Source organism: Actinomycetota bacterium, assembly GCA_016700055.1.
Taxonomy (GTDB): Bacteria; Actinomycetota; Acidimicrobiia; order Acidimicrobiales; family Ilumatobacteraceae; genus Kalu-18.
The window spans coordinates 696,363-709,681 of record CP064997.1 but is presented as its reverse complement, the minus strand read 5'-3'; the positions used below and the strand labels follow the sequence as shown (position 1 = coordinate 709,681).

Genomic DNA, 13,319 nt, shown 5'->3' with positions numbered 1-13,319 from the left:
CTTGGATGACGCCACCGCGGAAGGGTCAGGTGGCAGGATTCACTTCCGCATGAGTGAGGTCATCGACGACGTCCAGCCGAGCACCGTGGCCACGCTCGACGAGCACGGTGCCGCCGCCGGCCTCGGCGGGGTTTCCGACGACGCCGGCGATCGTTCCGGCGGGACGGATCTTCCCGACGTCGCCCGGCCGTGGGACGCGGAGCGTGTGTGGACCCTCGTCGTGCGGGTGCTGCTCGTCGGCGTCAGCACGTTCGTCGCGCTGAAGGTGGTGCAGCCGAGCCTGCTCGTGCAGGTGAACACCCCGACCGGTGGCGACATGGGCGCTCACGTGTGGGCGCCGGCGTATCTGCGTGACCATCTGCTGCCGAACTGGAGGCTGAACGGCTGGTCGATGGACTGGTACTCGGGCTTCCCCGTGTACCGGTTCTACATGGTGGTGCCCGCGCTCTTGATCGTGGCGCTCGACGTGGTGCTGCCGTACGGCGTCGCCTTCAAGCTCGTCGCCGTCGCCGGCATCGTCACGCTGCCGATCAGCCTGTACCTGTTCGGCAGGCTCGCCCGCTTCGCCTACCCCCTGCCGGAGCTGTTCGCCGTCGTCGGGATGATCTACCTGCTCGACGAGAGCTACACGATCTACGGCGGGAACGTGGCGTCGACGATGGCGGGCGAGTTCTCGTTCTCCATCGCGCTCTCGCTCGCCATGGTCGGCTTCGGGCTCTTCGCCCGTGGGCTCGAGACCGGCGAGCACCGCGTGAAGGCGGCGATCGTGGTCGCGCTCGCCGTCTTGTGCCACGGCATCGTCGCCATCTTCGTCACCGTCGGACTGCTGATCATGGGCCTCTTGTGGTTCGACCGCCGCCGCCTGCGGTGGTTCGTCACGACGGCCGGCACCGGCGCGCTGCTCAGCGCGTTCTGGATCGTGCCGTTCGTCGGCAACCACGCGTTCATGACCGACATGAAGTACAAGGGTGAGCCGGGCAGCGGCTCGTTCTCGTCCTACTGGGACATGTTCTTCGCGCTCCCGCCCTTCTTCAACGTGTTGTTCACCGGTCTCGCCGTCGTCGGGTTCGTGGCCTCGATCGTGCGCCGGCAGGTCACCGGGGCATGGATCGGCATCACCGGGCTGGTGTTCACCGCGCTCGTGTTCCTCACCAAGGACAGCCTCCCCGTGATCGGGCTGCTCTGGAACCCGCGTCTGCTTCCCTTCGTCAACCTCTGCCGTTACCTGTTGGCCGCCGTAGGAGCGGTCGAGATCGTGGCGGGGCTGGTGCGTTGGGCACAGCTCGAACGCTTCCGGCGCGACGTGCAGCGCGGCGCTCAGCCGTCGGAATACGAGCCACTCGATCGCGGCGGGCGCTTCGCCGCGAGCACCGTGACGGCACTCTCGCTGACGGCGGTCACGCTGCTGGTGCTCGGGTTCCGCTTCCAGGTCCTGCCCGGCGCGACGTTCCAGACCGAGAACGGGCGCAACGAGTACACCTGGCTCGGGGTCTTCGAAGGCCCTGCCGACTCCAGCGGCTTCGTCGACGGCTGGGCGCGCTGGAACTTCAGCGGCTACGAGGCGAAGTCGTACTACGGCGAGTACTACGAGCTCGTCCAGACGATGAAGACCATCGGCGAGGAGCGCGGCTGCGGTCGCGCGCTGTACGAGAACCACGCCGACAACGACCACTACGGCACGACGATGGCGCTGATGCTGCTGCCGTTCTGGACCGACGGGTGCATCGGGTCGAGCGAAGGGCTCTTCTTCGAGGCCGCCGGCACCACCCCGTTCCACTTCCTCGCCACTGCCGCGATGTCCAAGCAGAGTTCCAACCCCGTCCGTGAGCTCCGTTACGAGAACAACATCGCCGCGATCGGGGTGCCCTACCTACAGGATCTCGGGATGCGGTACTTCCTCGCCGTCAGCCCCGAGGCGGTGGCCGAGGCGAAGGCACAGCCGGAGCTGACGCTGATCGAAACCGCCGGACCGTGGCACGTGTTCGAGGTGGAGGGCTCCGAGCTCGTCGTGCCGCTCGCCGTGCAACCGGTCGTGGTCGAAGCGCGCGGCGGTGACCAGCGCGAGCGGTGGCTGGAGGTGGGCACGAGCTGGTTCCAACAGCGCGAGGAATGGGCGGCGACCCCCGCTGCCGACGGCCCCGAGGAGTGGCAGCGCATCGACGTCGAGATCGATCTGTCGCGCCGGGTCGGCGAGCCCGGTGACGACTCCCGCAACGTCGACATCGTCACCCCGGTGCAGCCGATCGAACCCGTCGCGCTGGCCGATGTGACCGTGACCGACGTGGTCGTCGGCGAGGACTCCGTACGGTTCTCGGTCGACCAGGTGGGCGTGCCTGTCGTCGTTCGCGTCTCGTACTTCCCGAACTGGCAGGTGGACGGAGCGCAAGGCCCGTATCGCATCGCGCCGAACATGATGGTCGTCGTCCCGACCGACACCGAGGTGCGCCTGCACTTCGAGCCGAGCCTGGTCGACCGGTTGGCCTACGTGCTCACCTTCCTCGGCATCGTGGCCTGCTTCGTGATGTGGCGCCGCGGCCCGGTCCGCTTCGCGACCGAGGCCACGCTCGCTGGCGACGACGAGGACGACGACGAGGACGGCGCCGAGGACGGCGCCGAGGACGACGCCGAGCCAACCGGGCCGACCGAGGACGGCGCCGAGCCGACGCTCGGCGACGCCGTCCACCACGACGCTGTCCACCACGACACCGGCGACGACGAGGGGCAGGCCTGGGTCGACGGACAGCTCCGGCCGCCCGCAGGAGGTGCGGGGTAGAGTTGGCAACCGTCATGACCAGGCTCGACCCCATCGTGAAGGCGTACGACATCCGCGGCACGGTCCCGGACCAGCTCGACGCCGACATCGCCCACGCCCTCGGCATCGGCTTCGCCCGGTTCAGCGGTGCCTCCGTGGTGCTCGTCGCCCGGGACATGCGGCCTTCCGGTGTCGAGCTCGTCGACGCGTTCGCCAGGGGGGTGATGTCTGAAGGTGCCGACGTCGTCGACCTCGGGCTGGCATCGACCGACCTGCTCTACTTCGCCGCCGGACGTCTCGACGCTCCGGGTGCGATGTTCACCGCCTCGCACAACCCCGCGCAGTACAACGGCGTCAAGCTCTGCCTGGCCGGTGCCCGCCCGGTGGGAGCCGACACCGGCCTCGCCGAGGTGAAAGCCATCGCCGAGGGCGTGCTCGCCGGATGCGTCACCCCTTCCGGGGCACGGGCCGCCCGGATGAGCACGCGCAACCTGCTTTCTGCCTTCGCCGATCACGTCGTGTCCTTCATCGACGTCGCCAAGCTGCGCCCGATGCGTGTCGTCGCCGACACCGCGAACGGCATGGGCGGCCTCGTCGTGCCGGCCGTGTTCGAGCGCCTCCCGCTCGTCGACCTCGAGGTGATGTACGGCGAGCTCGACGGCACGTTCCCCAACCATCCTGCCGACCCGATCCAGCCGGCGAACCAGCGCGACCTGCAGGCGCGGGTGGTCGCCGGGGGCTTCGACGTCGGGCTGGCCTTCGACGGCGACGCCGACCGCGTGTTCGTCGTCGACGAGGCCGGACGCGGGCTGTCGGGGTCGACGACCACGGCGATCCTGGCCACGAGCGTGCTGCGCCAGCACCCGGGGGCGACGATCCTGCACAACCTCATCTGCAGCCGCGCCGTGCCCGAGGTCGTGCGTGAGCACGGTGGAGTACCGGTGCGCACCAAGGTCGGGCATTCGTTCATCAAGCAGCTCATGGCCGAGACCGGCGCCGTGTTCGGCGGCGAGCACTCGGCGCACTACTACTTCCTCGACAACTACCGCGCCGACTCCGGGCTCATCGCGTCGCTGATCATGCTCGAGGAGCTTTCGATGTCGGACGACCCGCTGTCGCTGATGCGCCGCCCGTTCGAGCGCTACAGCTCCAGCGGCGAGATCAACACCCAGGTCGAGGACCCGTCGGCGGTGATCGAGCGCGTGGCGCAGGTCTACGCCGATGCCGGCCAGGACCGCCTCGACGGGCTCACCGTCGACCGCGGGCCGTGGTGGTTCAACCTGCGCCCCTCCAACACCGAGCCGCTGCTGCGCCTCAACCTCGAAGCGCCGTCTCGGGCGGAGTGCGACGACCACGTGGCCGAGGTGCTCGCCGTGATCACCGCGGCCTGACGCGAAAGGACGCGCGATGCCACTCGACGCCAAGCTGATCGAAGTGCTGGCCTGCCCGGAGGATCACGGGGTGCTCTACCTCGTCGCCGGTGACGACGCCGGCGAGAGCGGGGAGGCCCTGTACAACCCGCGCACCCACCGTCGCTACGCGGTGCGCGACGGCATCCCGGTGATGTTGATCGACGAGTCCGAGGTCGTCGACGACGCCGTTGCCGCACGGCTCGGCGCTCGCGTCGCCGCGGGGGAGCTCACTGCGACCGGTGGCTGAGATGGGCCGGCGGTGCAGCCTGCGCCGGCGTGACGTCAATGCCGTGGCTCGCCCGTCTACCATCGAATCGATGCCCGGACGCCCCGTTCGACGTTTACCGCGTGCACTGCACGTGATCACGCTCGCGCTCACAGCGGTCACGGCGTTCACGGCTGTCACGGTCGGGGTGTTCGGCCCGGCGCCGGCCCTCGCCCAGTCCTGCGGCGGCCTCGGCGCGGGCGGCGAGTTCCACCCCCTGCCGGCCACCCGCATCTACGACTCGCGCCCGGAGGCCGCCATCGGATCCCCCACCGGGGCGCGTCCGGCCACGCCGGGTGGGGCGACGTTCACGACGAAGGTGCTCGGCGCCCGAGGTGTCGTGCCAACCGACGCGAGCCAGGTCCTGACCGTCGTCGCCAACGTCACGGTCACCGGCGCCACCGTCGGCGGCTACTTGACCATTCACCGGCCCGGGGCGGCGGTGCCCGACGCCTCCAACGTGAACTTCACCGCCGGGAGCTCGGTCCCTGACCTCGCGTTCTTGCCCGTCGACGCCAGCGGCAACGTGGCGGTGACCGTCGTCGGCTACGGCCAGGGATCGGTCAACGTCCTGATCGACGTCTACGGGTTCGTGTCGTCGTCGTGTGCCACGACGCGCGGGGCGCGGCTGGTGTCGCTCTCGCCGACGCGGATCGTCGACACCCGCATGTCCGCGAAGCCCCTCGGCGCCCGCGAGGTGCGCCGCATCCCGTTCCGCGGTGCCGACGGGATAACGCCGGTCGTGCCCGACGTGGTGCCGAACAACCGCAACGTCGTGGGCGCGGTCGTGAACCTCACCGTCGTCAACCAGCGGCCGGCGAGCACGTCGACGTTCCTGTCGGTCCTCGCCGAGGACCCTGGTAGCTGGCCGTCGACGTCTACCACGAACGTGGTTCGCAACCAGGTGAAGGCGAACCTGGCGATCGTCCCGGTCGGCTCCGACGGGGCCATCCGGGTGTTCAACGAGCAGGGCAGCGCGGACATCGTCGTCGACGTCGTCGGCTATCTGCTCGCCGGGGCGAGCGAGGGCACCCGCGCCGGGCGCATCGTGCCCCTCGACAACCCGTTCCGTGCCGTCGACACGCGGCCGCGGCCGCTCGGGCCGGGCCAGGCCGAGCAATGGAGCTTCGAGCCCTTCACGTCGAGCGTGCGCCTCGACGGCCAGCCGGTGGGCAACGTGTCGGCGCTGTTCGGCAACCTCACCGCGGCCAACCTGCGCCGCCAGTACCCGACGGTGCCCGTCGAGTCGTTCCTCACGGTCTACCCGAGCAACGTCGGCCTGCCGAACGCCAGCAACGTCAACCTGCGCGAGTACCAAGACGTGGCGAACTTCGCCCTCGTCCGGCTGGGGCCGGCGGGGAAGGTCAGCTTCTTCAACGCCGCCGGGTACGTCGACTATCTCTTCGACGTCGCCGCCGTCGTCCTGGCCGACTGACGATTACACTCGGCGCGCCCGTCACCGTGGCCCTCGTAGGAGGCAGTCTCCCCATGAACAACCCCTCGTCGCTCGCCGCGCGCCGCGACTTCCGCGTCGCCGACCTGTCGCTCGCCACCTTCGGGCGCAAGGAGATCCACCTCGCCGAGCACGAGATGCCCGGTCTGCGCGCCCTGCGCGCCGAGCTCGGCCCGTCCAAGCCGCTGCGCGGCGCGCGCATCTCGGGATCGCTGCACATGACCGTCCAGACCGCCGTGCTCATCGAGACGCTCGTCGAGTTGGGGGCCGAGGTGCGCTGGGCGAGCTGCAACATCTTCTCCACCCAGGATCATGCCGCCGCCGCAGCCGTCGTCGGCCCGAGCGGGTCCACCGACGATCCGGCGGGGGTGCCGGTCTTCGCGTGGAAGGGCGAGACACTCGAGGAGTACTGGTGGGCGACCGACCAGATGATGACCTGGCCCGACGGCGACGGCCCGAACATGATCCTCGACGACGGCGGCGACGCGACGATGCTGCTGCACAAGGGCGTCGAGTACGAGCGCACGGGCGAGGTCCCCGACCCGACTAGCGCATCCAACCCCGAGCTCGCGATCGTGCTCGGGCTGCTGCAGCGCAGCATCAAGCAGGACCCGACGAAGTGGACCCGCATGGCGGCGGGAGTGCTGGGCGTCACCGAAGAGACCACCACCGGCGTCAAGCGGCTGTACAAGATGGCCGAGCGGGGCGAGCTGCTGTTCCCGGCCATCAACGTCAACGACTCGGTGACGAAGTCCAAGTTCGACAATCTCTACGGGTGCCGCCACTCGCTCGTCGACGCCATCTGCCGGGCCACCGACGTGATGCTCGGCGGCAAGACGGCGGTCGTGTGCGGCTACGGCGACGTGGGCAAGGGCTGCGCGCAGAGCCTGCGCGGCCAGGGTGCCCGGGTGATCGTCACCGAGATCGACCCGATCAACGCGCTACAGGCGGCGATGGAGGGCTACCAGGTGCTGACCCTCGACGACGTCGTCTCCACCGCGGACGTGTTCGTCACCGCTACGGGCAATGCCGACATCGTCACCATCGACCACATGACCCGCATGAAGCACAACGCGATCGTGTGCAACATCGGCCACTTCGACAACGAGATCGACATCGCGGGTCTCGGTCGCAGCGGAGCAGTTCGCGACGAGCTGAAGCCGGGGACCGACCTGTGGACGTTCTCCGACGGGCATTCGATCATCGTGCTCGCCGAGGGCCGCCTGGTGAACCTCGGGTGCGCCACGGGGCATCCGAGCTTCGTGATGAGCTGTTCGTTCTCCAACCAGGTGATCGCCCAGATCGAGTTGTTCAACAACACCGCCGACTACCCCCTCGGCGTCTACGTGCTGCCCAAGCGCCTGGACGAGAAGGTGGCCGCGCTGCACCTCGACGCGCTCGGTGTCAGGCTGACCAAGCTCACCGACGAGCAGTCCGAGTACCTGGGTGTCGAGCCCGGCGGCCCCTACAAGCCGGAGCACTACCGCTACTGATCCGCACTCCCGAACGCCTCAGCGGTTGCGCCGGCGACGTCACCGCGGGCATCGAAGAGCGGCAGGAAGACCTGCACCATCGGCCCGATGCCGAAGGCGAACGCGATCGTGCCGACGCCGACTGCTCCACCGAGGGCGATGCCGGCCGCGAGCACCACGAGCTCGATCCCGGTGCGGGCGGATCTCACGCTCACGCCCCGTTCGGCCAGACCCATCATCAACCCGTCGCGTGGCCCCGCGCCGAGGCCGGCTCCGATGTAGAGCCCTGATCCGGCAGCGATCAGCACCAGGCCCGCCCCGAGCAGCCCCAAGCGCACCACCGGCTCGGTCTGGACGCCGAGGAGCGGCGCGGCGAGGTCGACGACGACTCCGATCTCGAGTGCGTTCAGCACCGTGCCGAGCCCGGGGCGCTGGCGCAACGGGATCCAGAACAGCATCAAGAGCACCCCGACGATCACGATCACGAGACCCATCGAGAGGCCCGTGATCTCGCTCAGGCCCTGGTGGAAGACGTCCCACGGGCCGAGGCCGAGGTCGGCGTCGACGATCAGCGCGATGCCGGCACCGAAGAGCGCCAACCCGAAGACGCAGCGCGCCAGGCGCTCGGGGAAGGCGGCGGAGCGGCGCGGCACGCTAGGCGACGCTACCCCTCGCAGAGTTCGTCATCGACGCCGGCACCGGCCAGTTCGATGGTGAGGCGGAGACCATGTTCGGTGCGTAGTGCGCGCAGCTCTGGGCATGTGGGGAGCTCGGCAGGTGGGTTCGTCAGCGCGGTGAAGACCTCGCGGGCGACATGGCTGTCACACCCCCTCGCGATGATCGGCTGATACCGGGAGCGACCCGGTGCCAAGTACCTCGGTGTGACGACCGAAGAGGGTGAAAGGAGAGCGAGATGAAGGTGCTGGTGGCCACCAGGCAGTTCCAGGGCGAGCTGCTCGGCGACTTCTTCCGGGCCGTCGAGGGCGAGCTGGTGAACCCCGACGTCATGCAGTGCGACTCACCGAGCCCGTTCGGGCGCGGCTTCGTCGGGGTGGCGAGCCAGCGGTCGACGACCACGGCGATGGTCGTCGACCGGCCCGAGATCGACGCGGATGAGCTGGGCGACGCGCTGTTCGACTCGCTGGAGCGGGGTGGGTGGACCTCGCTGCTCGAGCCCGAGACGATCGAGGAGATCATCGACGAGCACCTCGAATGCATCGAGCTCGTGTGCAAGAGCTTCCCGGTCGGAACCGTGGTGAGGCGGTGGGGGACGCGCATCTGGTCCCACGTCGGCTCGGCGGCGGCGTGACGGGCCGGCCGGGGGCGAGCGCGGTGCGGGGCGGTCTCTGGTCGAGGTCGCTCTTCGGCTCGCGCTGCCCGGCGTGCGGGGCTCCGGCGCTCGGCGAGCTGTGCGCTCCGTGCGCAGCTTCGCTCGCCGGGGGCAAGGAGCGCTTCGTCGTCAATCCTCCGGCCGGCGTGGTGGCCGCCGTCGGCTACGAGGGCGTCGCTCGCGACCTCGTCACCGGGCTCAAGTACCGCAACCAGCGCCGAGCCGCCGGCTTGCTCGCCCGGCTGCTGGCCGAGCGGCTCGGATCGGTCCGTGTCGACGTCGTCACCTGGGCACCGACGGGCTCGGCGAGGCGCCAACGGCGCGGGTTCGATCAGGCAGAACTGGTCGCCCGGTGCCTGTCGAGGGAGCTGAAGGTGCCTTGCCGCAGGCTGCTGCACCGCCGCCACGGTGCCGCCCAGACCGGGCGAACACGGCGGGAGCGTCTGGTCGGGCCGGTCTTCGTCGCCCGTCCCTCCCGCCGCCCCCGGCGGGTGCTGCTCGTCGACGACGTGGTCACCACCGGTGCCACCTTGCATGCCGCGGCGCACGCCTTGCGCCTCGCCGGGGCCGACCAGGTCGTGCTCGCCGCAGTCGCGGCCACGCCCGGGTCAGCGCCGACCCGACCGATAGCATCGCTCCCTGCATGGGAATCCTCGATCGCATCCTTCGTGCCGGCGAAGGCAAGAAGCTGAAGGCGCTTCAGTCTCTCGTCCCCGACATCAACGCTCACGAAGCCTCCATTCGGAAATTGAGCGACGCCGAGCTCGTCGCCAAGACCGCTGAGTTCCGCCATCGCCTCGAACGCGGCGAGACACTCGACGACCTGCTGCTCGAAGCGTTCGCGGTGGTCCGCGAGGCCGCCGACCGCGTGATCGGCCAGCGCCACTTCGACGTGCAGATGATGGGCGGGGCGGCGCTCCACTTCGGTTGGGTGGCCGAGATGAAGACCGGCGAGGGCAAGACGCTCGTCTCCACCTTGCCCGCCTACCTGAACGGCTTGTCGGGGCGTGGGGTGCACCTCGTCACCGTCAACGACTACCTCGCCCGGTTCCACTCGGAGTGGATGGGTCGCATCTACCGCTGGCTAGGCCTCGATGTCGGGCTGGTCGTGCCCGGCTATCGCGAGCAGCCGGAGCTGAAGCGCAAGGACTACGGCGCCGACATCACCTACGGCACCAACAACGAGTTCGGCTTCGACTACCTGCGCGACAACATGGCCCCGCGCCTCGATGCCAAGGTGCAGCGCGGCCACGCCTACGCGATCGTCGACGAGGTCGACTCGATCCTCATCGACGAGGCCCGTACCCCGCTCATCATCTCCGGGCGCATCGCCGATGCGGCCAAGCTCTACTACCGCTTCGCGTCGATCGTGCGCACCTTGTCGCGCGACTCCGATTACGAGGTCGAAGAGGACAAGCGGGTGGTGATGCCGACCGAGGCCGGCATCGAAAAGGTCGAGCGCGCCCTCGGCGTCGAGAACCTCTACGACGAGGTGCAGCGCAACCTGGTGCACCAGATGCAGGTCGCGTTGAAGGCGAAGGAGCTGTACAAGCGCGACAAGGACTACATCATCCAGAACGGCGAGGTGAAGATCGTCGACGAGTTCACCGGGCGCATCCTGGAGGGCCGTCGCTGGAGCGAGGGCATCCACCAGGCGGTCGAGGCGAAGGAAGGGGTGAAGATCAAGGAGGAGAACCAGACCCTGGCCACGATCACCCTGCAGAACTACTTCCGCATGTACGACAAGCTCGCCGGCATGACCGGCACCGCCCAGACCGAGGCCGCCGAGCTGATGAACACCTACGGCTTGCAGGTGGTGCCGATCCCGACCAACCGCCCGAACATCCGCGACGACCAGGCCGACCTCATCTACAAGAGCGAGGAGGCCAAGTTCGGTGCGATCGTCGACGACATCGTCGAGCGTCACGAGCGTGGCCAGCCCGTGCTGATCGGCACGGTGAGCGTTGAGAAGAGCGAACACCTCTCGCGGATGCTCACGAAGCGCGGCGTCGCCCACGAGGTGTTGAACGCCAAGCAGCACGCCCGAGAGGCCGAGATCGTCACCCAGGCCGGCCGGCTGCACGCGATCACCGTCGCCACGAACATGGCCGGTCGCGGCGTCGACATCTTGCTCGGCGGCAACCCCGAGGGCCTCGCCCGGCGCGAGGTGCTGAAGGAGGGCCACGCCCCCGAGACCCTGCTCGACGAGTTCGCCCTGCCGGTCCCCCTCGAGGCGATGTCGGACGAAGACCGCGCGGCGCGCGAGCTGGCGCGGCGGCGCTACGCGGAGCTGCTCGCGCTGTACAAGGAGCAGTGCCAAGAGGAAGGCGACGCAGTGCGCCGACTCGGTGGCCTGTTCGTGATCGGCTCGGAGCGCCACGAGAGCCGCCGGATCGACAACCAGCTGCGCGGCCGCTCCGGGCGCCAGGGTGATCCCGGTGCCAGCCGCTTCTACCTGAGCCTCGAGGACGAGTTGATGCGCCTCTTCGCCACCGGCGCGCTGAGCTGGGTGATGGGTAGAGCCCTGCCCGACGACGAGGCGATCGAGCACAAGATGGTGACCAAGGCGATCGAGCGCGCCCAGAGCACGGTCGAGCAGCGCAACGCCGAGATCCGCAAGAACGTGCTCAAGTACGACGAGGTGATGAACGAGCAGCGCAAGGTGATCTATCAGCGCCGCGACCAGATCCTCGAAGGTGTCGACCTGAAGGCCGGGGCGATGGAGTATCTCGCCGACGCCGTCGACTCGTTGATCGAGACGCACTGTGTGAGCGAAGCCGACGACGAGTGGGACCTCGATGGTCTCGGCAAGGAGCTGAACACCTTCTGGCCGACCGAGATCGACGCCGCGACGCTCGCGCGCACCAAGAACACCGACGAGATGTACGACGTCGTCATGGCCGACGCGTCGGCGTTCTACGAAAAGCGCGAGGCCGAGCTCGGCCCCGACGTGATGCGTGAGGTCGAGCGCCAGGTGATGCTGCGCATCATCGACCAGCGCTGGCGCGAACACCTCGAGGAGATGGACTACCTGAAGGAGGGCATCAACCTTCGCGCGATGGGCCAGAAGGACCCGCTCACCGAGTGGCAGCGGGAGGGCTACGAGATGTTCGGCGGCCTGATGAAGGGCGTCGCGCAGGACTTCGTGCGGTACGTGATGCACGTCCAGGTGGTGCAGAACCAGCCTCAGGCCCCCGACCAGGTGCAGAACGTGCAGCAGACGTCGAGCGACACCGCGCCCGCGTCGGCGTCGGCGCTCGGCGAGGCCTCGGCAGCCGCGCAGGCCGCAGCCGGCGCGACGGCGCCCCAACGCGGAGCGGCCCGGGCCCCGGTGCCCGCCGGCCTGGCGGGAGCCGCCGCCTCGTCGGCGTCGAGCGGCGCGGGGCCGGCACCCGCCAGCCGCACCGTGGTGAAGGGTGAGTGGGAGAAGACCCCGCGCAACGCGCCATGCCCTTGCGGCTCCGGCAAGAAGTACAAGCTCTGCCACGGCGCGTCCTGATGGCGCAGCGGTAGGGCCTTCGAGGAGCAATGCGCGACTTCACCGACGACCTGCGCGATCTGCGCCGCCGACTGGACGAAGCGCGTACGTATCTGAAGATCGACGCCGGCCGCGATCGCCTCGTCGAGCTCGAGGACGAGATCGGCCGACCCGATCTCTGGGACGACCAGGAGCGCGCGAAGAAGGTCAACACCGAGTACGCCAACGTGAAGGGCGACGTCGACGAGTACGACCGCCTCGCGGCCGAGCTCGACGACGCCGAGGTGCTCCACGAGCTCGCTCGCGACGAGGACGACGCCAGCCAGGAGCCCGAGATCGAGACGGCAGCCGCATCGGTCGGGCGCAAGCTGCACCAGCTCGAGCTGCGCAGCCTGTTCACCGGCGAGCACGACGAGCTCGACGCGATCGTGCAGATCAACGCGAAGGACGGCGGTGTCGACGCGCAGGACTGGAGCGAGATGCTGCTGCGCATGTACTCGCGCTGGGCCGAGCGGCGGGGGTTCGCGATCGAGATCGACGGCATCTCGGAGGGCACCGAGGCCGGGATCCTCTCGGCCGAGTTCACCCTGCACGGCCGCTACGCGTACGGCTTGATGTCCGCCGAACGCGGCACGCACCGTCTGGTCAGGATCAGCCCGTTCGACAACCAGGGGCGCCGCCAGACCAGCTTCGCCGCGGTGCAGGTGTGGCCGGTGATGGACGACCCCGACGTCGAGGTGAACGAGTCGGACATCCGCATGGAGGTGTTCCGCGCCTCGGGCGCAGGAGGCCAGCACGTCAACAAGACGTCGTCGGCGGTGCGCCTCATCCACGAGCCGACGGGCCTCGTCGCGAGCTCGCAGGAGGAGCGCAGCCAGCTCCAGAACCGGGAGAAGGCGCTCGGCCGGTTGCGGGCGATGATCGCCGCGAAGGTCGAAGAGGAGCGCCAGGACGAGCTCGACCAGATCGCCGGCAAGCAGGCCCAGGTCGGGTGGGGCAGCCAGATCCGCTCCTACGTGCTGCAGCCGTACCAGATGGTGAAGGACCTGCGCACGAGCATCGAGGTGGGCAACGTCGAGGCCGTGCTCGACGGCGACATCGACGAGCTGATCGAGGGCTACCTGCGCCTCCGGCGGGCGGGTGACGGCAACTGAGCC

At 69.2% G+C, this 13,319-nt stretch carries 10 protein-coding genes; 9 read left to right on the top strand and 1 reads right to left on the bottom strand.

The window, feature by feature from the left end; genetic code table 11:
• Window positions 1–49 precede the first annotated feature (49 nt).
• From IPM43_03430 to IPM43_03410, 5 genes are all read left to right on the top strand, one after another.
• A complete protein-coding gene (locus IPM43_03430; GenBank protein ID QQS25444.1) occupies window positions 50–2,773 on the top strand; it encodes a hypothetical protein in 2,724 nt (907 codons plus the stop codon).
• 14 nt (window positions 2,774–2,787) lie between these two features.
• A complete protein-coding gene (gene manB, locus IPM43_03425) occupies window positions 2,788–4,143 on the top strand; it encodes a phosphomannomutase/phosphoglucomutase (protein ID QQS25443.1) in 1,356 nt (451 codons plus the stop codon).
• A gap of 16 nt (window positions 4,144–4,159) precedes the next feature.
• Window positions 4,160–4,411: a Trm112 family protein gene (locus tag IPM43_03420; protein ID QQS25442.1), complete on the top strand. Its 252-nt coding sequence runs from the start codon at window positions 4,160–4,162 to the stop codon at window positions 4,409–4,411.
• 70 nt (window positions 4,412–4,481) lie between these two features.
• Entirely contained in the window at window positions 4,482–5,864 is a 1,383-nt protein-coding gene (locus tag IPM43_03415) for a hypothetical protein (protein ID QQS25441.1), read from the top strand.
• Between the two features lie 53 nt (window positions 5,865–5,917).
• Window positions 5,918–7,375 (top strand): adenosylhomocysteinase, encoded by a 1,458-nt coding sequence (locus IPM43_03410; protein ID QQS25440.1) that lies wholly within the window; start codon window positions 5,918–5,920, stop codon window positions 7,373–7,375.
• Here IPM43_03410 and IPM43_03405 read toward each other — a convergent pair.
• On the bottom strand, window positions 7,369–8,007 hold the full coding sequence (locus IPM43_03405; GenBank protein ID QQS25439.1) for a hypothetical protein: 639 nt from the start codon (window positions 8,005–8,007) through the stop codon (window positions 7,369–7,371). The genes IPM43_03410 and IPM43_03405 overlap by 7 nt on opposite strands.
• Before the next feature lie 260 nt (window positions 8,008–8,267).
• Between IPM43_03405 and IPM43_03400 the strand changes: the two genes are divergently transcribed.
• From IPM43_03400 to prfB, 4 genes are read left to right on the top strand one after another with little or no spacing between them, the layout of a single operon-like run.
• Window positions 8,268–8,663: a hypothetical protein gene (locus IPM43_03400; GenBank protein ID QQS25438.1), complete on the top strand. Its 396-nt coding sequence runs from the start codon at window positions 8,268–8,270 to the stop codon at window positions 8,661–8,663.
• Window positions 8,567–9,376 (top strand): ComF family protein, encoded by an 810-nt coding sequence (locus IPM43_03395; GenBank protein QQS25437.1) that lies wholly within the window; start codon window positions 8,567–8,569, stop codon window positions 9,374–9,376. Before IPM43_03400 ends, IPM43_03395 begins: the two co-directional genes overlap by 97 nt.
• Entirely contained in the window at window positions 9,328–12,183 is a 2,856-nt protein-coding gene (gene secA, locus IPM43_03390; protein ID QQS25436.1) for a preprotein translocase subunit SecA, read from the top strand. The genes IPM43_03395 and secA overlap by 49 nt, the downstream gene beginning before the upstream one ends.
• Before the next feature lie 29 nt (window positions 12,184–12,212).
• Complete coding sequence (gene prfB / locus IPM43_03385; GenBank protein ID QQS25435.1) at window positions 12,213–13,316, top strand: peptide chain release factor 2; 1,104 nt, start codon at window positions 12,213–12,215, stop codon at window positions 13,314–13,316.
• Window positions 13,317–13,319 lie beyond the last annotated feature (3 nt).

Excerpts from the sequence above, each read along its gene's own strand:
- IPM43_03420 (QQS25442.1), top strand. The coding sequence starts at position 4,160 with ATGCCACTCGACGCCAAGCTGATCGAAGTGCTGGCCTGCCCGGAGGAT.
- IPM43_03415 (QQS25441.1), top strand. The coding sequence starts at position 4,482 with ATGCCCGGACGCCCCGTTCGACGTTTACCGCGTGCACTGCACGTGATC.
- manB (QQS25443.1), top strand. The coding sequence starts at position 2,788 with ATGACCAGGCTCGACCCCATCGTGAAGGCGTACGACATCCGCGGCACG.
- IPM43_03430 (QQS25444.1), top strand. The coding sequence starts at position 50 with ATGAGTGAGGTCATCGACGACGTCCAGCCGAGCACCGTGGCCACGCTC.
- IPM43_03400 (QQS25438.1), top strand. The coding sequence starts at position 8,268 with ATGAAGGTGCTGGTGGCCACCAGGCAGTTCCAGGGCGAGCTGCTCGGC.
- IPM43_03395 (QQS25437.1), top strand. The coding sequence starts at position 8,567 with ATGCATCGAGCTCGTGTGCAAGAGCTTCCCGGTCGGAACCGTGGTGAG.
- prfB (QQS25435.1), top strand. The coding sequence starts at position 12,213 with ATGCGCGACTTCACCGACGACCTGCGCGATCTGCGCCGCCGACTGGAC.
- IPM43_03410 (QQS25440.1), top strand. The coding sequence starts at position 5,918 with ATGAACAACCCCTCGTCGCTCGCCGCGCGCCGCGACTTCCGCGTCGCC.
- secA (QQS25436.1), top strand. The coding sequence starts at position 9,328 with ATGGGAATCCTCGATCGCATCCTTCGTGCCGGCGAAGGCAAGAAGCTG.